At 56.9% G+C, this 22,873-nt stretch carries 17 protein-coding genes and 1 pseudogene; all 18 read left to right on the top strand.

What is annotated here, in order from left to right; all coding sequences use genetic code 11:
* The first annotated feature begins 28 nt into the window (after positions 1-28).
* Positions 29-766: an isoprenyl transferase gene (locus EKM86_RS01605; RefSeq protein WP_225419332.1), complete on the top strand. Its 738-nt coding sequence runs from the start codon at positions 29-31 to the stop codon at positions 764-766.
* 11 nt (positions 767-777) lie between these two features.
* Positions 778-1,572 (top strand): phosphatidate cytidylyltransferase, encoded by a 795-nt coding sequence (locus EKM86_RS01600; RefSeq protein ID WP_125754762.1) that lies wholly within the window; start codon positions 778-780, stop codon positions 1,570-1,572.
* 26 nt (positions 1,573-1,598) lie between these two features.
* Entirely contained in the window at positions 1,599-2,840 is a 1,242-nt protein-coding gene (gene rseP / locus EKM86_RS01595) for an RIP metalloprotease RseP (protein ID WP_125754761.1), read from the top strand.
* 18 nt (positions 2,841-2,858) lie between these two features.
* Complete coding sequence (locus tag EKM86_RS01590) at positions 2,859-4,568, top strand: proline--tRNA ligase (RefSeq protein ID WP_125754760.1); 1,710 nt, start codon at positions 2,859-2,861, stop codon at positions 4,566-4,568.
* A 142-nt stretch (positions 4,569-4,710) separates the two neighbouring features.
* Entirely contained in the window at positions 4,711-9,018 is a 4,308-nt protein-coding gene (locus tag EKM86_RS01585; protein ID WP_379909024.1) for a PolC-type DNA polymerase III, read from the top strand.
* A 174-nt stretch (positions 9,019-9,192) separates the two neighbouring features.
* On the top strand, positions 9,193-9,666 hold the full coding sequence (gene rimP, locus EKM86_RS01580; RefSeq protein ID WP_164506123.1) for a ribosome maturation factor RimP: 474 nt from the start codon (positions 9,193-9,195) through the stop codon (positions 9,664-9,666).
* A 32-nt stretch (positions 9,667-9,698) separates the two neighbouring features.
* Positions 9,699-10,764 (top strand): annotated as a pseudogene (gene nusA, locus EKM86_RS01575) (transcription termination factor NusA); the annotation flags it as partial.
* Positions 10,765-10,907: 143 nt separating this feature from the next.
* Positions 10,908-11,207 (top strand): RNase P modulator RnpM, encoded by a 300-nt coding sequence (gene rnpM, locus EKM86_RS01570; protein WP_125754756.1) that lies wholly within the window; start codon positions 10,908-10,910, stop codon positions 11,205-11,207.
* Entirely contained in the window at positions 11,204-11,503 is a 300-nt protein-coding gene (locus EKM86_RS01565; protein WP_125754755.1) for a L7Ae/L30e/S12e/Gadd45 family ribosomal protein, read from the top strand. The genes rnpM and EKM86_RS01565 overlap by 4 nt, the downstream gene beginning before the upstream one ends.
* A 24-nt stretch (positions 11,504-11,527) precedes the next feature.
* Complete coding sequence (gene infB, locus EKM86_RS01560; protein ID WP_125754754.1) at positions 11,528-14,395, top strand: translation initiation factor IF-2; 2,868 nt, start codon at positions 11,528-11,530, stop codon at positions 14,393-14,395.
* A 25-nt stretch (positions 14,396-14,420) separates the two neighbouring features.
* On the top strand, positions 14,421-14,774 hold the full coding sequence (rbfA, locus tag EKM86_RS01555; protein ID WP_125754753.1) for a 30S ribosome-binding factor RbfA: 354 nt from the start codon (positions 14,421-14,423) through the stop codon (positions 14,772-14,774).
* Between the two features lie 468 nt (positions 14,775-15,242).
* Positions 15,243-15,998: a TerC family protein gene (locus tag EKM86_RS01550; RefSeq protein WP_225419331.1), complete on the top strand. Its 756-nt coding sequence runs from the start codon at positions 15,243-15,245 to the stop codon at positions 15,996-15,998.
* 1 nt (position 15,999) lies between these two features.
* Positions 16,000-16,914, top strand: a complete 915-nt coding sequence (truB, locus tag EKM86_RS01545; RefSeq protein WP_125754752.1) for a tRNA pseudouridine(55) synthase TruB — start codon at positions 16,000-16,002, stop codon at positions 16,912-16,914.
* Between the two features lie 13 nt (positions 16,915-16,927).
* The gene (gene ribF, locus EKM86_RS01540) at positions 16,928-17,875 is read left to right on the top strand and encodes a riboflavin biosynthesis protein RibF (RefSeq protein ID WP_125754751.1); all 948 of its coding nucleotides are present in this window, start codon (positions 16,928-16,930) and stop codon (positions 17,873-17,875) included.
* Positions 17,875-19,020, top strand: coding sequence for a radical SAM family heme chaperone HemW (gene hemW / locus EKM86_RS01535; protein ID WP_125754750.1), 1,146 nt, complete (start codon positions 17,875-17,877; stop codon positions 19,018-19,020). Before ribF ends, hemW begins: the two co-directional genes overlap by 1 nt.
* Positions 19,021-19,196: 176 nt before the next feature.
* Entirely contained in the window at positions 19,197-20,252 is a 1,056-nt protein-coding gene (hrcA, locus tag EKM86_RS01530) for a heat-inducible transcriptional repressor HrcA (RefSeq protein ID WP_125754749.1), read from the top strand.
* Between the two features lie 14 nt (positions 20,253-20,266).
* Entirely contained in the window at positions 20,267-20,881 is a 615-nt protein-coding gene (gene grpE, locus EKM86_RS01525; protein WP_225419330.1) for a nucleotide exchange factor GrpE, read from the top strand.
* A gap of 33 nt (positions 20,882-20,914) precedes the next feature.
* On the top strand, positions 20,915-22,783 hold the full coding sequence (gene dnaK, locus EKM86_RS01520; RefSeq protein ID WP_125754747.1) for a molecular chaperone DnaK: 1,869 nt from the start codon (positions 20,915-20,917) through the stop codon (positions 22,781-22,783).
* Positions 22,784-22,873: the final 90 nt, after the last annotated feature.

Genomic DNA, 22,873 nt, shown 5'->3' with positions numbered 1-22,873 from the left:
GACTAGTTTCACGATGGAGGACTTTTTGTTGGCAAATCAACCACTTGATCCCACGCGGATCCCGGCGCACGTCGCCATCATCATGGATGGCAACGGGCGCTGGGCCAAGGCCAGACACCTGCCGCGCGTGGCGGGTCATAAGCAAGGCATGGAGGTCGTCAAAACGATCACCAAGGCGGCAAGTCGCCTCGGGGTCAAAGTATTGACGCTTTATGCTTTTTCAACGGAAAACTGGAAACGCCCCACCAGCGAGGTGTCCTACTTAATGCGCCTGCCGGTGGATTTCTTCGGCACGTTTATGCCGGAGCTGATCGCCGAAAACGTGCGCGTGCAGGTGATGGGTGAGCTGGATGCGTTGCCCGCAAAGACGCTTAAGGCGGCGGAAGACGCGATGACTGACACGGCGCAAAACACTGGGATGATCCTGAACTTTGCGCTTAACTACGGCGCCCGCGACGAGCTGGTGCAAGCCGCTCGCACCATGGCTCATGAAGCTAAAAGTGGTCAGCTTGACCCGGATCAGATTGACGCGCAGGTGGTTGCCGATCATCTGATGACGCGCCACCTGGGGGCCTTGGCCGATCCCGATCTGCTGATTCGAAGCAGCGGCGAAGAGCGGTTGTCCAACTTTTTGCTGTGGCAGTTGGCCTATTCCGAGCTGGTGTTCACCGATACGTACTGGCCTGACTTCACCGGGGCTGTGCTCGAACGATGCATCGCGGAATACCAGGCACGTGACCGCCGCTTTGGCGGGTTGACAAGTTAACGGAGGGTGTTATGAAACAACGAATCATTACCGCAGTCGTCGCGCTGATCATCTTTATTCCGATTCTCATCCTTGGCGGCTGGTGGATCGAACTAGCTGGGTGTGCGCTAGCGGTCATCGCACTGTCAGAAGTGTTCATCATGCGCAAGAAAATCATTGTCTCGTTTGATTTTCTCATTTCGGCGCTGGGCGTGTTGGCGGTGGCTGTGCCGGACAGCATGCTCAAGTGGCTGCCGGCGTACATCTCTCGCCTCGACGTCATCTACCTGTTTGTGGTCCTGCTGCTGTTAAACACGGTAGCCAGCAAGAACAAAACCAGCTATGACGACGTCGCCGTGTCTGCCTTGTCGATTTTTTACATTGGGACAGGCTTTCACTACTTCATCATGCTGCGCAACGATCCGAACGGCGGGCTTGATACCTTGTTGTTCGCGATGCTGATCGTGTGGCTGACGGACTCCGGGGCGTATTTCTGCGGCCGGGCGTTCGGCAAGCACAAGCTCTGGCCGGCCATCAGCCCCAATAAAACCTGGGAAGGCAGCATCGGCGGCAACGTGACGGCGCTGATCTTCGCGGCGATTTACCTGAACTTTTTCCCGCAGGCGTACAGCTTCTGGCCGATGATGGGCATCGCGCTGGCACTGTCGATTATCGGCAGTCTTGGCGATTTGATCGAGTCTGCGCTGAAACGCTACTACGGCGTCAAGGACTCTGGCAAGATTCTGCCTGGTCATGGCGGGATTCTCGATCGGTTCGACAGCATGCTGCTCGTGATGCCGATGATTCACTTCTTTGGCATTCTCTAACCGCAGTCGCACAGTAAGGAGCGTCTATGACAACAATTATTGAGTTCTTGGTCGTCTTTGTGATTCTTGTGCTTGTGCACGAATTTGGGCACTTCATTTTTGCCAAGTGGTCCGGCATTTTAGTGCGGGAATTTTCTATTGGCATGGGCCCCAAGCTGGTCGCTTGGCACAAGAATCACACGACGTACACGCTCCGCCTGCTGCCTTTGGGCGGTTATGTCCGCATGGCGGGCTGGCAGGACGAAGACGACGAGATCAAGCCGGGCACCATGCTCGCCATTGAGGTCAACGACCAAAACGTCGTTGAGCGGATCAACCTGTCGAGCAAAACCACGCTCCAAGGCGGCATCCCGGTCCAAGTCGACAAGGTAGATCTGCAGCATGACCTGACCGTTGTCGGTTACGAAAACGGCGATGAGTCCGAGCTGAAAACCTGGTCCGTCGATCACGACGCGACCATCATCGAGGAAGACGGCACCGAGGTCATTATCGCCCCGGATGACGTGCAGTTCCAAAATGCCAAGCTCTGGAAACGCATGCTGGTCAATTTTGCGGGGCCAATGAATAATTTTCTGCTGGCGATCGTGGTGTTCATTGGCGTCGCGTTGGTCAACGGCGTCGCGGTGACCAACACCAACCAAATCGGCAAAATCGAACCGAATTCACCGGCAGCGGCGGCAGGGCTAAAAGCTGATTCGCGCATCGTGTCGATCGGCGGCGATAAAATCGCGGCGTTTGACGATATTCAAGGTGCCGTGGCCCAGTACCGCGGACGCACCACCACGCTGGTGGCGACTAAGGCGGGGAAGACGCAGAAGCTGATGATTCGGCCCACCAGCGACGGGACCATCGGGGTTTACGCCAAAACAACCAAGGCCCCGATGGCGGCGATCAAGTCCGGCTTCACCACGACCTGGGCTTATGTCACCGGGATTTTCCATGTTCTGGCCCAAATGGTGACGGGGCACTTCTCCCTGAATCAGCTCGCGGGCCCGGTCGGCATCTACACGATGACGGCCACCGCGGCCAAGGGCGGGCCGATGAACCTGATCCTATTTTTAGGCGGCCTGTCGGTCAACCTCGGGATCATGAACCTGATTCCGATCCCCGTGCTCGACGGCGGCAAACTTTTACTCAACCTGCTTGAAGCCATACGGCGCAAGCCACTCAAGCAGGAGCACGAAGGCGTGATCACGTTGATCGGCGCCGGGCTGATGTTTGCGTTGATCATTGCGGTGACCATCAACGACATCATGCGCAGTTTTTAAACCCTTTGGAGGAAAGTCATGAAACAATCTCGAATGTTTATTCCCACTGAAAAAGAAGTCCCCAGTACTGCTGAGGCCAAATCGCACCAGATGATGCTGCGCTCCGGCTTCATCCGCCAGGTGGCGGCCGGGGCCTATGCCTACCTGCCACTGGCAGAGCGGGTCCTGCAAAAAATTGAGGCCGTGATCGATGACGAAATGAGCAAAATTTCCGCCGTCAAGATGCAGATGCCAAGTTTGCTGCCGGCTGAGCTCTGGCAAGAATCCGGCCGCTACGAAACTTACGGGCCGAACCTGTTCAAGTTGAAGGATCGCCACGATCGCGACTTCATCCTCGGCCCGACGCACGAGGAAACTTTCACGGATCTCGTGCGCAACGACCTGAACTCGTACAAGAAGATGCCGCTGGTGCTGTACCAAATCCAGACCAAGTACCGCGATGAGGATCGCCCACGCTACGGCCTGCTGCGTTCGCGTGAGTTCATCATGGAGGACGTTTATTCCTTCACCGCGAACACCGAGGATCTGGACACCATTTATACCCAGATGGAAAAGGCCTACACCAACGTGTTCAACCGGTTGGGGTTAAACTTCCGCGCGATTGTCGGCGACGGCGGCGCGATGGGCGGCAAAGATTCCAAAGAGTTTTCGGCCATCGCGGATATCGGTGAGGACACGATTGTTTATTCAGATTCCTCCGATTATGCGGCTAACCTGGAAATGGCGACCAGCATGAACGTGCCGGCCACCACGCACGAAGACGCCGCGCCGCTGGCCCCGGTTGACACGAAGGACGCCAAAACCATCACCGAGGTCGCCGAGTTTCTGAAGGTGCCGGCCAGCAAGCTGATCAAGGCGGTCTTGTTCATTGCCGACGAAAAGCCGGTCCTGGCACTGGTTCGCGGTGACTACGAGGTCAACGACGTCAAGCTTAAGAACCTGTTGAACGCGGATTACCTCGACATGGCCACCCCAGAGCAGGTGCAACAGTACATGCACGCCGAAATCGGCAACATCGGGCCGGTCAACGCGCCGGAGGATGTTCAGGTCATTGCCGATAACAGTTTGACGGGGCTCGTCAACTTGGTCGCCGGGGCGAACAAGGCCAACACACACTTGACCAACGTCAACCTTGAGCGCGACTTCACCGCTGACCAAACGGCGGACATTCGCTTTGTTAAGGAAGGCGAAGTGTCGCCTGATGGCCAAGGCGTGCTGAAGTTCACCAAAGGTATCGAAATCGGTCATATCTTCAAGCTTGGGACCCGGTATACTGAGGCGATGGGGGCCAACTTCCTCGATGAGAACGGCCGCGCTAAGCCGATCATCATGGGCTCCTACGGCATCGGGGTGTCTCGGCTGCTGTCGGCCATCGCTGAGCAGACGCTGGATGAGCACGGCCTGGTTTGGCCGCGGGCCGTTGCGCCATTTGACGTGCATGTCGTGCCCGTTAACTTGAAGAAGCAGGCGCAGGCCGATCTGACGGATAAGATCACGAAGCAGCTGGAAGACGAAGGCTTCGCGGTACTGGTCGATGACCGCAACGAGCGGCCAGGGGTCAAGTTTGCGGATTCCGACCTCATTGGGATTCCTGTGCGCGTCACGGTCGGTAAGAAAGCCGAGGATGGCATTGTTGAGCTGAAGCTGCGCAAGTCCGGTGAGACCCTTGAGGTCAAATCTGAAGAGCTGATTTCTTCACTAAAGATCCTGCTTGATCACGCAGAATAATTAAATCTCCAGTAAGCGGCGCCGAGTCCGACTCGGCGCCGCTTTTGCGTCCTGTGCCGCCTTGTTTGCACCGCGCATTCGGGGTAACATTGTTTCATCATCAAAAAGGGAGTGGCTTTTTTTGGCGCTATCAAAAGCAGAAATGTTTCAAAAGCTGATCGAGCAGGCACACTTGCCTGACCCGGTCAGACAAGACCCGGCCCTGGCCAGCGCGACGGTCGAGGCCGTGACCATTCACAGCCGCTCTAAACGTTACGAGTTTGTGCTCGGCACGGCGGCGCTGTTGCCTTATGCCGTGTTTATTCAGCTGGATTCGCACATCAAGTCCGCGTTCAAGGGCATTGCCGAGGCCAGCATTCGCGTGCAGCCGCAAACGGTCGACCTGCAGGCCAAATTTTTGTCCGCCTACTGGTCCTACGTGGTGGCCAACGCGCAAATCGAGTCGGCCATCGTCGCAGAGACCTGCATGAACCAAACCCCGCAGTTCGAGGACGGCAAAGTCACGCTGCTGGCGGAAAACGAGCCGGTGCGCCAGTTTTTGATTCAGCAGGGCCTCGGCAAACTGGCCGAAGCCTACGCGCAAGTCGGGCTGCCTGGCGTGACCGTGGACGCGGCCGTTGATGCCAGCGAATCGGAGGCGAACCTGGCGGCCTTTAAGGCGCAAAAGGCCGAGGAAGCCGCCGCAATGGCCAAGCGGGCGCAAGCAGTCGTCGCCCAGCGTGAGCAAAATCCTGGGCCAAGCGGGCCAGTTCAGCTGGGCCGCGGTTTGAAGAATAACGAGACGCCAACGCAGATGGTCGCGATCACCCAGGAGGAGAACTCCGTTTTGATCGAGGGCTACGTGTTTGACGTTGAGGTGCGCCAGCTGCGCTCCAAGCGGTCGCTTTTGATCGCGAAAGTGACGGACTACACCTCGAGTTTTATCGTGAAGAAATTCAGCAACGGTGCCGATGATGAAGCGGCGTTCGGCCAGATCAAGGTCGGCATGTGGCTGAAGATTCGCGGCAGCGTGCAGGAGGACACCTATTCCCGTGAGCTGACCGTCATGGCCCGCGACATGGTGGAAGTGCACCATGATCTGCCGCAGGAGACGGCGGAAGGCGAAAAGCGCGTTGAGCTGCATTTGCACACCAACATGAGTCAGATGGACGCCCTGCCAAGCATCAGCGCTTATGTTGCGCGCGCCAAGGCCTGGGGGCAGACCGCCATTGCCGTGACCGATCACGCCGGGCTGCAGGCCTATCCGGAGGCCCACACTGCGGCGACTCAGGCCAAGCTCAAAATGCTTTACGGCGTCGAGATCAACCTGGTCGACGACGGGGCACCAGTGGCGTACAACGCCGATGCACCGCGAAGCCTCGCGGATGCGACGTACGTGGTGTTCGATATTGAAACCACCGGGCTGTCTGCGGTGTACGACAAAGTGATCGAAGTCGCCGCCGTCAAGATGAAAGACGGAAAGGTTATCGACTCGTTTGAAGAGTTGATCGACCCGGGGTTTGCGCTGTCTGAATTCACCATCAACCTGACCCACATCACCGACGAGATGGTGCGCGGGTCCAAGACTGAAGCCGAGGTGCTGAAGCTGTTCCGGCAGTTTTGCGCCGGCACCATCATGAGCGGCCACAATGTGACGTTCGATGTCGGCTTTTTGAATAAAGGCTATGAGCGCTTGGGCGAGGAACCGATTCAAAACCCCGTGATCGATACATTGGAGCTGTCGCGGATGCTCCATCCTGAGCGCAAGAACCACAAGCTCGACACGCTGACTAAGGCGTACAAGATCCCACTGAATCATCACCACCGGGCCAATGCGGATGCCGAGGCGACCGGGTACCTGCTGTACGCGCTGGAAAAAGAGGCGCTCAAGCAGTACGACATTGAGCAGCTCAATCAGCTGAACTCGCGCATCGGTGAGGACGAGGCCTACAAGCAAAGCCGGCCGACCCATGCGATCGTGTTTGCGAAGACTCAGGCCGGGCTCAAGAACCTCTTTAAGCTGGTCAGCCAGTCCAACATTGATTACTACTACCGGCTGCCGCGGGTGCCGCGGTCCGCCTTGCAAAAGCTTCGCGAGGGTCTTTTGGTCGGGTCGGCCTGCGACTCCGGTGAAGTCTTTATCGCGGCCATGCAAAAAGGTGCCGCTGAAGCCGCCAACAAGGCGAAGTTCTATGATTACCTGGAAGTGCAGCCGCTCGCCAACTACCAGCCGCTGATCGATGGCGGCCTGGTTCAAGGCCAGGCGCACCTGCAGGAAATTTTGAAGACCATCATCAAAATTGGGCAAGATCAAGGGAAGCTGGTGGTTGCCACCGGCGATGCCCACTACCTAGACAAGAACGATGCCATTTACCGCAAGATTTTGATTCACAGCCAAGGCGGGGCCAACCCGCTGAACCGTCACGAATTGCCGGATGTGCACTTCCGCTCAACGCAGGAGATGCTGGACGCCTTCGCCTGGCTCAAAGATGACCAGTTGGCTCACCAGCTGGTCGTGGAGAACACCCACAAGGTGGCGGACCTGATCGATGGGGACATCACCCCGGTCAAGGACAAGCTTTACACGCCGAAGATCCCAGGGGTGGAAGAGCACCTGCGCGCCGATGTGATGAACACCGCGCATCAGATGTACGGGAATCCCTTGCCTGAAATTGTGCAGTCACGGCTGGATAAGGAGCTCAAAAGTATTATCGGAAACGGGTTCTCAGTGATTTACAACATTGCCCAGCAGCTCGTGCTTAAGTCCAACAAGGACGGCTACCTGGTTGGGTCCCGTGGGTCCGTCGGCTCCAGTCTGGCGGCCACGATGTCTGGCATCACGGAGATCAACCCGCTGCCGCCGCATTACCGCTGCCCCAAGTGTCAGTATTCCGAGTTCTTCACCAAAGGCGAGTACGGCTCTGGCTTTGACCTGCCAGACAAGGCCTGCCCCAAGTGCGGGACCAACATGATCAAAGACGGGCAGGATATTCCGTTTGAAACATTCTTAGGCTTCAAAGGGGACAAGGTGCCTGATATCGATCTGAACTTCTCCGGGGACTATCAGCCGATCGCCCACAACTACATTAAGGTGCGGTTTGGCGAGGACCACGCGTTTCGCGCTGGGACCATCGGCACGGTGGCGGATAAAACGGCTTACGGTTATGTCAAAGCCTATGAGCGCGACACCGGTCAGATGCTCCGCGGGGCGGAAATCGACCGCTTGGCCAAAGGCGCCACTGGCGTCAAGCGGACAACTGGCCAGCACCCGGCGGGGATCTTGATCGTACCGGAAGACATGGATATTTACGACTTTTCGCCGATTCAGTACCCGGCGGACGATCAAAACGCCGCATGGAAGACCACCCACTTTGATTTTCACTCGATTCATGACAACATTCTCAAAATGGATGTGCTGGGGCACGATGACCCGACCATGATTCGCATGCTGCAGGACCTGTCCGGGGTCGACCCGAAAAGCATTCCGATGGACGACCCTGGCGTCATGTCGCTGTTTTCCAGCCCCGATATCTTAGGGGTGACCCCAGAGCAGATCAATTCGAAAACCGGGACGCTGGGCGTGCCGGAATTCGGGACGCGCTTTGTGCGGGGGATGCTCGAGGAGACGCACCCTAAAAAATTCTCTGAGCTGCTTCAGATTTCCGGCTTGTCTCACGGCACCGATGTGTGGCTGGGAAACGCCGAAGAGCTGATTCAAAACGGCACTGTGACCATCAAAGAAGTGATCGGCTGTCGTGACAACATCATGATGGATTTGATTCACTGGGGAATGGACGACTCTTTGGCGTTCAACATTATGGAGCATGTCAGAAAGGGCCGCGGGATTCCAGATGACTGGCAAAAGGCCATGCGCGACAACCCGAAGGTGCCAGACTGGTACATCGATTCCTGTCTGAAGATCAAGTACATGTTTCCGAAGGCCCACGCGGCCGCGTACGATTTGATGGGGCTGCGCATCGCCTGGTTCAAGGTTTACTTCCCGCTGGTTTACTACGCGTCTTACTTCTCGGTGCGCGCCGAAGACTTCGACCTGGTGGCGATGAGCCACGGCAAGGAGGCCACCAAGGCGGCCATTAAGGCCATCACGGACCAGGGCAACGACGCCTCGGCCAAGGACAAGACCCTGCTGACAGTATTGGAGCTGGCCAATGAGTGCCTGGAGCGCGGCTTTACCATTAAGATGGTCGACATTAACCAATCCGACGCGCATGATTTCCTGATCGTGGATGATCACACGCTGCTGGCGCCGTTCCGCGCCGTTCCAGGGTTAGGCGACAACGTGGCCAAGCAGATCGTTGCGGCCCGCGAGGAGAAGCCGTTCCTATCCAAGGAAGATTTGGCCAACCGCGGCAAGGTGTCAAAGACCCTGATCGATTACATGACTGAAAAGCATGTCCTCGACACGCTGCCTGATGAAAATCAGCTGTCACTGTTCGACTCGATGTTCTAGTCCCATAGGGTTCACCGCGATTCACTGTTGCATTGGAAAGGGTTTTATGCTAGATTATCCATAGTAGTTAAATCCTTTGAGGAGGAGTGAGCAGAGATGCTCACTCCTTTTCTTAGGAGAGGTAACGGGGGCCAAATTGGCCGCCAGCACAACAACCTAAAAGGGGGGAAAGACTTGAGCACGGTTGTCGAGACAGTGAAACAAATCGTTGATCCGATCCTTGAAGCCAACCATTTCGACCTGAGCGATATCGAGTTTGTTAAGGAAGGCGGCAGCTGGTACTTGCGGGTCTACATTGATAAGCCGGGTGGCATCACGCTTAACGAGTGTGTGATGGTCTCAGAGGCCTTGTCTGAGAAATTGGACGCCATGGACCCTGATCCCATTCCGCAGGCCTACTTCTTGGAGGTTTCCTCACCAGGTGCCGAGCGGCCACTGAAAACTGACCAGGACTTTAAAAACGCGGTTGGTGAATACATTCATATTTCCTTGTTCACGAAGCTCAACGGTAAGAAAGTGTTCGAAGGCACCTTGAAGGCGCTGGATGACGACACCCTGACCTTGGAGCTGAAGGATAAGGCGCGCAGGTTCGAGCAGGCATTTGATCGCCAGACGATCGCAAACGCTCGCCTGGCCATCGAATTTTAAGCGGCAATCCCGCTGGCAAAGGAAGGAACAACATGTCAAAGGAAATGATTGAAGCCCTTGACGCCCTCGAGACCGAAAAAGGCGTCAAAAAAGAAGTTGTGATTGAGGCGCTTGAAGACGCGCTGGCCTCGGCGTACAAGCGTAATTACGATCAGGCACAAAACGTCGACGTCGAGTTCGACAAGGACCAAGGCGATATCCACGTGTACGCGGTCAAGGAAGTCACTGAAGAAGTGTTCGACTCCCGGCTGGAAGTCAGTCTGAAGGACGCGTTGGCCATCAACAAGGCTTACGAGGTCGGTGACAAGATCAAATTTGAGGTCACCCCGAAAGACTTTGGCCGCATTGCGGCGCAAACCGCTAAGCAGGTCATTATGCAGCGGGTGCGTGAGGCCGAGCGCGGCATTATCTACGATGAGTACTCTCAGTACGAAAACGAGATCATGACCGGCGAAGTTGAGCGGCGCGATAACAAGTTCATTTACGTGAACTTGGGCAAGATTGAGGCTGTGCTGGGCCGCGGCGATCAGATGCCGAACGAGCAGTACGAGCCCCACGATCGCATCAAAGTGTTCGTGTCTAAGGTTGAAAACTCAAGCAAGGGCCCGCAGGTCTTTGTTTCCCGCACCAATCCTGGGCTGGTCAAGCGCCTGTTTGAACAGGAAGTGCCAGAAATTTTCGACGGCACGGTGGAAATCGCCGGGATCGCGCGTGAGGCTGGCGATCGCACCAAGATCGCGGTGCGCTCGACGAACCCGTCTGTCGATCCGGTCGGCACCACGGTTGGTCCTCGCGGCGCCCGCGTCCAGGCCGTGGTCAATGAGTTGTCCGGTGAGAACATGGACGTTGTGCAGTACGAGGAAGACCCGGTGGATTACATCGCCAACGCGTTGAACCCGGCGCAAGTCATCGCCGTTCAATTCAACGACGAAGACAACGACCGGTCCTGCACGGTCATCGTGCCCGACTACCAGCTGTCTTTGGCCATCGGCAAGAAAGGGCAAAACGCCCGGCTTGCCGCCAAGCTCACCGGTTACAAGATCGACATCAAGGCCGAATCAGACGTTGAATTTGTCGATGATGACGAGCTTGAAGAAAACGACGAGCAAATCGAAGAGACCCAGGCGGATCAGTCTGGTGCTGACGCGCCGGCTGAAGACGAGGCGGCCGCTGCGCCGGCAACTGAGGACTCAGATGCAAAAGCCGCAGACGACGCGGCCGAAACCAAGTAGGAGGCAGCCATGAAAAAGCGCAAGATCCCGATGCGCAAGGACCTGCTGTCGGGAGAAATGTTTCCGAAAAAGTCCCTGGTGCGCATCGTGCGGCAAGCGGATCAAACCGTTGCCATCGATCCCACCGGTAAAGCTCAGGGCCGCGGCGCGTACGTGGCGCTGGATCCTGCGGCCGTCAAGAAGGCCCAGAGCAAGCACATCATCGAAAAAGCGTTTGACGTCAAAGTGGCCGATAGTTTTTACGATGAGTTGTACGCCTACGTCGACCACCAGAAGGCTCGCCAAGAGCTGTTCGGCGACCAGGCATGAAAAAGCAGCAAGCGCTAAACTTGCTGGGGCTGGCGCAACGGGCCAACCGGCTAACGGCCGGTGAAGGCTTTGTGCTGGCGGCGATTCGGGACCAGAGTGCCAAGCTGGTCCTCGTCGCCGCTGACGCCTCAGCGAACACCAGAAAAAAGTTTTCCGATAAAGGCAGCTTCTACCAGGTCCCAGTCAACTTAAACTTGACGAGCCTGGAGCTGAGTTCTGCGATCGGCCGTAAGCGGTCCGTGATCGCGGTGCAAGATCGCGGCTTTGCAGAGAAGCTGGTCAAGCTGCTCACCTAATGAATAGACAGGGAGCGTGAAGAAATGGGCAAACAACGAGTTTATGAATTTGCCAAAACGCTCGGCATCCCGAGTAAAACCGTGATCGACGCGGCCAAAGCTCAGGGCATCGAGCTCAAGAACCACATGTCAACGTTGGACGATCAGCAGGAAGCTGCTTTGAAGTCCGCGCTGAAGGGTCAGTCCGCCAAGGCGGCAAAACCTGCCGCAAAGGCGAAAGCCGAGGCGAAGCCGGCAGCCAAGGCCGCTGCTGAAACACCTGCGACCAAGCCAGCCGAAAAGCCTGCAGCTAAAGCTGAGGCCAAGTCTGAAGCCAGCGCTGAATCTAAGCCAACTGCCAAGCCAGCAGCGAGCGCTAAGCCAGCCGTTGATCAGTCAGCAGACGCAAAGAAGGTGCCAGGGACTCACCACATGCCGCAAAAGACGGCAGATGGCAAGACCCTGATCTCCAAGTCCGCGATTCGCCGGCCGCACAACACCCAGGCTAATGCCCGCGGTGGCCGCTTTAACCGCAACGACAACCGGGGCGGCCAAGGTCAACCCGCCGGGCAGCAGCCGGCAGGCAATCGCGGCAGCAACCGGCCAAATGACAATCGCGGCGGTTACAACAACCGCTCGACTGATAACCGCAACGATAACCGGCGCAGCGGCAACAACCGCAACGACAACCGGCGCGGCGGGGATCGCTTCTTGAACCAGACCAGCGCTAGCCCAATGCCGCGTGCCGGTCGCCGGACTCAGGCCAATGGGAATCCGCGGCCAGTGGCTGGCAACGACGAGAAGTTTATCAAGCAGCTGGAAGAAAAGCGCCAGCAGGACAAGGCGAAGGCTGCAGCCAAGCGCGAAACCGAAAAGGCGCTCGAAAAAGTCGCCGAGGAAAAGCCAATCGCGGCCGCCTATACGGCCCCAGTGCCGCCTGCCGCTGAAAAGCCGGCAAAGCCAAATGACAATCGGCGCACTGCGGATCACAGCAGCAACGACAATCGCGGCCGCAACAACTTCCGCAACAGCCGCGGCGGTTACAACAATAACCGCGGCGGATTTGGTAACTCGAATCGGCGCAACAAGAAGAACAAGCGCAGACAGCAGACGCAACCCAAGAAAGAAATGCCACAGCGCAAGGAGCGGCCATTGCCAGAAAAACTCATCTACACTGTTGGAATGAACGCCCAGGATCTGGGCAAGATCCTGCACCGCGAGCCAGCCGAGATCATCAAGAAGCTGTTCATGTTGGGTGTGATGGTTAACCAAAACCAGAGCCTCGACAAGGACACCATTGAACTGGTCGCCACCGATTACGGCATTGACGCCGAACAAAAGGTTGAGGAAGATATTACCGACCTCGACAAGATGTACAACGCTGAAGTCACCAACAAGGATACCCAGACGCCGCGGCCACCAGTGGTCACCATCATGGGCCACGTTGACCATGGTAAAACCACCTTGCTTGACCGCCTGCGTCACACGCATGTGACCGAAGGCGAAGCAGGCGGGATTACACAGCACATCGGGGCTTACCAAGTGAAGCTCAAGGATCGTCTGATTACGTTCCTGGACACCCCAGGGCACGCGGCCTTCACCAACATGCGGGCGCGTGGCGCGGATATCACCGATATCATTGTGCTGGTGGTTGCGGCCGATGACGGGGTCATGCCTCAGACTATTGAGGCCATTAATCACGCCAAGGCGGCGAACGCGCCGATGATCGTTGCCATCAACAAGATTGATAAGCCGGGTGCAAATCCACAGCGCGTCACCGAAGAGCTGATGAAGTACGATCTGGTTCCTGAAGACTACGGTGGTGACACCATCTTCGTCAACATCTCCGCCAAGTTCGGCAAGAACATCGACGAGCTGCTGGAAATGATTTTGCTGGAAGCGGACGTACTGGAGCTCAAGGCTAACCCTGACCAAAAGGCCATCGGGACCGTCATTGAAGCCCGTCTGGACAAAGGCCGTGGCCCTGTTGCTACGGTGCTGGTCCAGGAAGGCACCCTGCACGTCGGCGACCCGATCGTCGTCGGCCACACCTTTGGCCGCGTGCGGACCATGACCAACGATCATGGCCGCCACGTCAAGGATGCTGTGCCAGCGATGCCAGTTGAGATTACCGGTTTGAACGACGTGCCGCAGTCGGCGGACAAGTTTGTCGTCTTTGACGATGAAAAAACCGCCCGCGCGGCCGGCGAAAAGCGGGCCCAACAGGCACAAGAACAGGAACGTCAACAGACGCATCACGTCACCCTCGACAACCTGTTTGAAACCATGAAGGAAGGCCAACTCAAAGAAGTTGACATCATCATCAAGGCGGATGTGCAGGGTTCGGTCGAAGCGCTGGCCGGCAGCTTGAAGAAGATCGAGGTCAAGGGCGTACGAGTGAACATCATTCACCAAGCCGTTGGGGCGATCAACGAAAGTGATGTCACCTTGGCTTCTGCTTCCAACGCGGTCATCATTGGCTTCAACGTGCGGCCAACGCCGCAAGCGAAGGCTCAGGCCGATGCCGATGATGTGGATATCCGCTTGCACCGCGTCATCTACAAGGCCATCGAGGAAGTCGAGTCTGCGATGAAGGGGATGCTGGAACCGACTTACGAAGAGAAGGTCACCGGCAACATCACTGTGCGCGAGACCATTCCGGTGTCCAAGATTGGGACGGTGGTCGGCGGCTACGTCGACAGCGGCTTCATTCGCCGCGACTCCAAGGTCCGCCTGATCCGCGACGGCATCGTGAAGTACGAAGGCGAACTGGGCTCCTTGCGCCGGTTCAAGGATGACGTGAAGGAAGTCCGTCAGGGCTTTGAACTCGGTTTGACCATCGATGGTTACAACGACATCAAGGTCGATGATCAGATCGAGGCGTACACGATGGAAGAGGTTCCGGTCAAGTAACCTCAGGCCATCTGAAGAGGCACACATGAAACATCGCATAGGCCGCGTGGAGACCCAGATCCAGCGTGAAATCGATGACATTTTGTTGAAAGATGTCAACGACCCGCGGGTTCGGGCAGTCACGATCACCGGCGTGAAGTTGACTGGCGACCTCCAAGAGGCCACTGTCTACTTCAGCATTCTCTCTGACGATCCCAAGGCCCTCACCGACGCCCAAACTGGGCTGGATAAGGCCAAAGGGCTCATCCGCAGTGAGGTCGGCCAACGTATCAAGCTCTTCAAGGTGCCAACCTTGACGTTCAAGCAGGATACCTCGGTTCAATACGGCGCTCACATCGACGAGCTGCTCAACGAAGTGAAACACGAAGGCCTTGAGTAAAGGCTGTGCGGCCCACCAGCGATGGTGGGCCGTTTTTTGTAAGGTGTGTCGGGGTCGCGGTTTTAGCCCGATGATTAGCCGCTACGCATGTCAGACTGTACGCCGTACACGGCAACAGTCTGATCATAGCCCGAGGCATTGCCGCCGTTCTTTGGCGGCGAGGCCTCGGGCGTAGCTAATCATTCGGGCGTTGCGACCCTGGAGCCCAATTATGCAAGGTGTGTCGGGGTCGCGGTTTTAGCCCGATGATTAGCCGCTAGGTATGTCAGATTGTACGCCGTAAACGGCAACAGTCTGATCATAGCCGAGGTTTTGCCGCCGTTGTTTGGCGGCGAGGCCTCGGGCGTAGCTAATCATTCGGGAGTTGCGACCCCGGAACCCAACTCCGGTTGAACCCAAGCTGGCTTACGCTGCGGGTGCAACGGTGCCAGAGGAAATGTATAATAGTAAAAATAAGGCGGTGGCGACGTGAGTCTGATCGAGAAATTGTACTTACCCTTTTTTGAAGCGAGTGACTGGCACCAGGCGGTGATGACTACCCAGGGCTGGGTCACAATTCTGACGCTGGCGCTGCTGGAATGCCTGCTGTCGGTGGATAATGCGGTCGTGCTGGCCGCGCAGACCAAGTCGTTGCCAGACAAAAAAGACCAGCATCACGCGCTGATTTACGGCATGTGGGGGGCGTATCTGTTCCGGTTCATCGCGATCGGCCTGGGCACGTACCTCATGAACTTCTGGGGCGTCAAGGCGCTAGGGGCGGCATACCTGGTGTGGATGTCGCTGCATTTCTTCTACGAGCAGCGCCACCCCAAGGACGGGCCGCAGCCAAAGACCTTAGCCAAGCCGAAGCAGACCCATTTTTGGCGCACCGTGGCCTCAATTGAGGCGCTCGATATTGTGTTTTCCGTCGATTCGATCCTGGCCGCGCTGGCCATCGACAATAATCCGGTGATTGTGCTGATTGGCGGGTGCCTAGGTATTTTGGCGATGCGGTTTGTCGCCCAGATCATCACCGACTTCATCACTAAGGTGCCCGAGCTGGAAGTGATGGCTTACGCGCTGATTTTCATCATCGCGGTGAAGCTGGCGCTCAGTCTGCCGCAAATTGGCATCGAGGTGCCGAACTGGGCCTTTTCACTGATCGTGGCGTTGGCCTTCCTGATCACCTGGCTGGTTCACCAGCGGCGCGCGGCCCACGGCCAACAGCAGAAGCGAGGATTTTGACATGGATGGGATTTTACCAGTATACAAGCCGACGGGTATGACTTCGGCCGATGTGGTCAGCAAACTCCGCTACTTGTTGCAAATGAAAAAGGTGGGGCATTCGGGCACGCTTGACCCCAGCGTCGATGGCGTTTTGCCAATCGCGCTGGGGGCGGCGACGAAGGCCGTGCCGGCGCTGATGGCGCTGGGCAAAACCTACACGGGCAAAGCGACGCTCGGCTTTGCGACGGAAACTGAGGACCTCGAAGGGGCTGAGGTGTCCCGCGTGACCTTAACGGCCCCGTTTACTGATGCACAGATCGACGCCGCGCTGTTAACGTTGACCGGCGAGATCACGCAGACGCCGCCGATGTACTCGGCGGTTAAGGTCAACGGGCGCAAGCTCTACCAGTACGCCAGAAACGGCGAAACCGTCGAGCGGCCGACTCGCCAAGTTCACGTTTACGAATTTAAGCGGACTGCGCCCAGCACGTTTGATGCGGCAAGGGGGACGCAGGACTTCACGTTTGAAGCCAAGGTCTCAAAGGGGACGTACATTCGCACCCTTGCGGTGGATGCCGGCCGGGCGCTGAAGGTGCCGGCCGTGATGGCGCAGCTGACGCGGATTCAAAGCGGCGGGTTCAGACTCAGCGACACGCTTGATTTACGGCAGTTGACGCGCGACACCGCCCCGGCAGCTGCGGCCGCTCATTTGCGGCCCATCGAATTCGCTTTTCCGGACCTGCCGCTGATGGCGCTTTCGGCCAGCCAGTGGGACGCGGTCAAAAATGGGCGCGGCTTGCCGCTAAGCACTGCCGCGACTGATGAAATCGGCCTGACGTATCAAGGCGTCTTTAAGGCGCTGTACCGCAAAGAGGCGGCCGAGTTTCGGCCTGCCATGATGTTCTTGGCTAATGCCGGCATTGGCCAAGGTTGATGAGGAGATAATTATGCAAGTGATCGATATTCACCCGCCGCTTGCGGCGGCAGCAGTTCCCAGCCAGCCCATCGTGCTGGCGTTGGGGTTTTTCGACGGCGTTCACCTGGGCCATCAGGCGGTGATTGGCCGCGCGCGGGCAGAGGCTGATAAACGCGGCCTGAAGCTTGCGGTCATGACGTTTGATGTGCACCCGGCGGTGATTTACCGCGGCGTGCCGGCCAGTTCAGTCAAATACCTGTCCCCGCGGCCGCGGAAGAGTGAACTGATGGCGCATTTTGGCGTTGATCTGCTGTACTTCATCCACTTTACCCCGGCGTTTTCAAAACTTTCGCCCCAGGCCTTTGTCGACCAGTACCTCGTTGGCCTGAATGCCGCGGTCGTGGTCGCTGGCTTCGACTACACGTACGGCAAACGCGATATCGCCAACATGAAGACACTGCCGCAGTACGCTCAGGAGCGGTTTGAAATCATTACGGTGCCCAAGACGGTTGATGCCGGCGAAAAGGTTTCCTCGACGCGGATTCGCGAGGCGCTAGACCTTGGCGATGTGGATCTGGCAAACCACTTGCTGGGTTATCGCTATCAAACCAGCGGCACGGTGGTGCACGGCGAGGCGCGCGGTCGCACGATTGGCTACCCGACCGCAAACGTCCAGGCGCCGGCCGAAGAGCGCATCCCCGGCATTGCCGTGTACACGGTGCGCCTGCAGGTCAACGGCCAGTGGTACCCGGGGATGGCGTCGGTCGGCCGCAACATCACCTTTGGCCCGGGGCGCCCGGTGACGGTGGAGGTCAACCTGTTTGATTTCCACCAGGATATTTATGATGCGCCGGTGCGCGTCGAGTGGGTGCACCGCCTGCGCGGGGACATGATGTTTGATTCGGCGGCGGGGCTGGTTGCCCAGCTTGCCCAGGACGAAAAGGACGCCAAGGCGTTTTTGAAAGGGCTGACGGATTGATGGCTGGGGCTTATGTGCATATTCCCTTCTGCTCTCACATTTGTTACTACTGCAATTTCAACAAGGTCTTCATCGAAGGTCAGCCGGTGGACGATTACGTCGACATGCTGATTCGCGAGATGCACCTGGTGATGGCCAGTCATCCCGATGAAAAAATCGAAACCGTGTACGTTGGCGGCGGCACGCCGACCACGCTGACGCCGGTGCAGCTGGAGCGCTTGATCTCCGGCATTCGCCGCGAGCTGCATTTCGACCACGGCGAGTTCACCTTCGAAGCGAACCCCAACGATTTGCTCGAAAAGGATAAGCTGCGCGCGCTGCATGAAAATGGGGTCAACCGCCTATCAATTGGGGTGCAGTCGTTTAACGACGCCATTTTAAAGGCGATTGGGCGCACGCACCGGGTCGCCGATGTCTACCAGGCAATTGCCAATGCGCGGGCAGTGGGGTTTGACAATATTTCCATCGACCTGATTTTTCGGCTGCCCAAGCAGACGCGCGAGGACTTTTTGGCGAGCCTGCACAAAGCCTTGGCACTTGATCTGCCGCATTATTCGACGTATTCCCTGATTTTGGAAAAAAAGACGATTTTCTATAACCTGATGCGCTCCGGGCGGCTGCAGCTGCCGAATCAGGACGCGGAAGCCGACATGTACCAGGACGCGATCGACCTGATGGAAAGTACCGGGCGCCACCAGTACGAGATTTCTAATTTTGCCAAACCCGGTTACCAGTGCCAGCACAACTTGCTGTACTGGCGCAACGAGCATTACTTCGGGTTTGGCGCCGGGGCCTTTGGTTACGTCGGCCGCGATCGGTACCACAATTTCGGGCCGATCAAGCAGTACCTTGACCCGCTCCACGACCACAAGGTGCCGGTGATCGAGCATCACCTGGTGCCGCTGGAAGAGCAAATCGAAGAGGAGATGTTCCTCGGGCTGCGGACGCGTGAAGGGGTGTCTCAGAAACGGTTTGCAAAGCGCTACCACATGACCATCAATGAGGTGTACGGCCAGCTGTTGAAGGACCTGAGCGACCAGCAGCTGCTCACTGTCGATGGGGATGCTGTGCGCCTGACGAACCAGGGGCAGTTTCTCGGCAACGAAGTCTTTCAGCAGTTTTTGCTGGATGATCCGCTGGTTTAACGCCTTGCGGCAGCCCCGGTTTTCAGAAAAACGTTTATCGGTCTCAGTCCTGGGGCCGATTTTTTCGTGAAAACGGCGAAATTAGCAGACGTAGGTTGACATTGCTAACGGCCATTGGTATATTAAGTATTGTACTTAGCACTCAAATGGTTTTAGTGCTAAAAGAAGGTGGGATTATGTTGACGAAACGCCAACTACTCGTCTTGAAGCAGATCATTCGCTCCTACACCGAAACCGGCCAGCCGGTCGGTTCCAAAGCGTTGATGGCGCAGTTGCCGGTGCATGTCAGTTCGGCAACGATCCGCAACGACATGGCGGCGCTGGAAGACGAGGGTCTGATCAGAAAGACGCATAGCAGTTCTGGCCGCGTCCCATCGACTAAGGGTTACCGTTTCTACTTGGACAACCTCGTCGAGCCAGCCGCGGTCACGCCCAACGAGATTGCTGCGATTCAGCAGGGCTTCGGGGGGCATTTTTACAAGATCGATGAAATTGTCGCCCAAAGTGCGCGCATTTTGTCGAACCTCACAAACTACACCGCAATCACCTTGGGGCCTGAGGTCACCAACTTAAAACTCACGGGGTTTCGGTTGGTGCCACTGGGCAATCATCAGGTGATGGCGATTTTGGTCACGAGCAATGGCAACGTTGAAAGTCAGCTGTTCACGCTGCCTCCGGAAGTCGGCTCTGACGAAGTGGAGAAGGCGATTCGCATCATCAACGATGAGCTGGTCGGCTTATCGCTCGGCGAAGTCGCCCAAAAGCTTCAATCAGAAGTGCCGGGTCTGCTGTTCAAGTACATGACCAGCCCGGACGGGTTCCTGGACCTCTTCGGCAATGTGCTTCGCAAGGCGGCTGAGGAACGCTTTTATGTGGGCGGGCGTCTGAATCTCATGGATTACCTGGGCGACTCGGATGTGGATCAGCTCAAGCGGCTGTTAGCCATGATGGATAATGATCAAGGCAGCCAGCGCCAGGCGTTCAATACGTTGCTTGGCCCGCTTCACGATTCCCATATCAAGGTCAAGCTGGGCTCGGAGCTGACGCCGGATGTGCTTGAGAATCTGAGCCTATTGACCGCGAACTACTCAGTCGGCGAGCACGGGACTGGGATGATCGCCCTGATCGGGCCGACCCAGATGCCGTACTCGAAGATGATCGGTTTGCTCGATGCCTTCCGCGAAGAACTCGCAAAACGGCTGACCGATTACTACAATCATTTTGATCAGTGACAGGAGGCATGAATTTGACAGAAAAGCAAACCAAGAAAGCGCAACCCGCAAAGCAAGCTGCAGCCAAGGCTGAACCAAAACCTGAGGCCAAACCAAAAGCGGCCAAGCAGCAGCCAAGTCTGCGCGATGAAATCGAGGCAGAGATGAAGGACGACCTCGAGGAAGAAGTCAGCGACTCTGGCGTGGATGTTGAAGCCCTGAAAAAGGACCGCGACGAGCTCGAGGATAAGTACCTGCGCGCCGCTGCCGAGATCAACAACATGAACAAACGTTTCAACAAGGAGCGCGAGGACATGGCCAAGTATGACGGGCAAAAGTTGGCCACTGCGGTGCTCCCAGTGCTGGATAACCTGGAGCGCGCGCTGGCCACCGAGGTCACGGACGATGCCGCGCAGTCTTTGAAGAAGGGGGTCGAGATGGTGTACAGCCACCTCGACAACGCTCTCAAAGAGAACGGCGTGACGGAGATCACGGTGACCGGGAAGTTTGATCCGAACCTGCAGCAGGCGGTGCAAACCGTGCCGGCGGATAAGGACCACGCGAAGGATACCGTGGTTCAGGTCCTGCAAAAGGGTTACAAGCTCAAGGACCGGGTCCTGCGGCCAGCGATGGTCGTCGTTGCAAATTAGTTAATCAAAACTGTTAAAAGAAGGGATTTTACTATGAGTAAAGTTATTGGGATCGACTTAGGGACTACCAACTCCGCGGTCGCCGTGCTCGAAGGCGGCCAGCCAAAGATCATCACCAACCCGGAAGGCAACCGCACCACACCATCTGTCGTCGCGTTTAAAGACGGCGAGATTCAAGTCGGCGAAGTCGCCAAGCGGCAAGCCATCACCAACCCAGACACCATCACCTCAATCAAGCGTCACATGGGCGAGGCCGGCTACAAGGTCAAGGTCGGCGACAAGGAATACACGCCGCAGGAAATTTCTGCGATGATCCTGCAGTACATCAAGAAGTTCTCTGAAGATTACTTGGGCGAAGAAGTGACCGACGCGGTCATCACCGTACCGGCTTACTTCAACGACTCGCAGCGTCAGGCCACCAAGGATGCCGGCAAGATCGCGGGTCTGAACGTTTCCCGGATCGTCAACGAACCAACTGCGTCCGCTCTGGCCTATGGCCTGGACAAAGGCGACAAGGACGAAAAGGTCCTGGTTTACGACCTTGGCGGTGGGACGTTTGATGTTTCCATCCTGCAACTCGGCGACGGCGTGTTTGAAGTGCTGTCAACGAACGGGGATACGCATCTTGGCGGTGATGATTTTGATAACAAGATCATCGACTGGCTGGTTAGTGAGTTTAAGAAAGACAACAACATCGACTTGTCCAAGGATAAGATGGCGATGCAGCGCCTGAAGGATGCCGCTGAAAAGGCGAAGAAGGATCTGTCTGGCGTTTCCCAGACGCAGATTTCCCTGCCCTTCATTTCTGCCGGTGCCAATGGCCCGCTGCACTTGGAGCGGACACTGACGCGTGCCCAGTTTGACCAAATGACGGCCGACCTGGTTGCCAAGACCAAGGTTCCAGTGGATAACGCGATGAAGGATGCCGGCTTGTCTAACTCAGACATCGACAAGGTCATCCTCAATGGTGGGTCGACCCGGATTCCGGCCGTTCAAGACGCGGTCAAAGAGTGGACCGGCAAGGAACCAGACCACAGCATCAACCCTGATGAAGCCGTTGCCCTTGGCGCTGCCATTCAGGGCGGTGTCATTTCCGGTGACGTCAAAGACGTTGTCCTGCTCGATGTCACCCCATTGTCTCTGGGGATCGAAACGATGGGCGGCGTGTTCACCAAGCTGATCGACCGCAACACCACGATTCCAACCTCCAAGAGCCAGGTCTTCTCGACTGCGGCTGACAACCAGCCGGCCGTTGACATTCATGTCCTGCAAGGCGAGCGGCCGATGGCTGCGGACAACAAGACGCTTGGCCGCTTCCAGCTGACTGACATTCCGGCGGCCCCACGGGGCGTTCCTCAGATCGAAGTCAAATTCGACATCGACAAGAACGGCATCGTGCAGGTTTCCGCGAAGGATCTTGGAACTGGCAAGTCTCAGAACATCACGATCAAGAGTTCGTCAGGCCTGTCCGACGAAGAAATCGATCGCATGATGAAGGAAGCCAAGGAAAACGAGGAAGCCGACAAGAAGCGCAAGGAAGAAGTCGACCTCAAGAACGATGTTGACCAGCTGATCTTCCAGACCGACAAGACCCTGAAGGATCTTAAGGGCAAAGTCTCCGACGATGAGATCAAGAAGGCGCAGGATGCAGAAGACGCCCTCAAGAAGGCCCAGCAAGAAAACAACATCGAAGACATGAAGACCAAGCGCGACGACTTGAACAAGATCGTGCAGGATCTGACCGTCAAGCTGTACGAGCAGGCGCAAAAAGAGCAGCAGGCTAAGGGCGGCGCTGATGCCCAGGGCAGCGGCGCAGCCGGCAGCACCGGCACTGCTGACAAGGGCGACGACGGCAAGACCTTCGATGGCGAGTACAAGGACGTCAACGACGACAAGAAGTAACCGTCTGTCCGTGAGAAAAGCCAAGGCCAACTGGCTTTGGCTTTTTGTTTGGTGAGGCAGTTTTGCGCGCCTTGCCCAAAATATGGTATC

This window comes from Lacticaseibacillus hegangensis (assembly GCF_003946465.1).
In the GTDB taxonomy this organism is placed as follows: Bacteria; Bacillota; Bacilli; order Lactobacillales; family Lactobacillaceae; genus Lacticaseibacillus; species Lacticaseibacillus hegangensis.
This window is presented reverse-complemented; position numbering and strand designations above follow the sequence as displayed.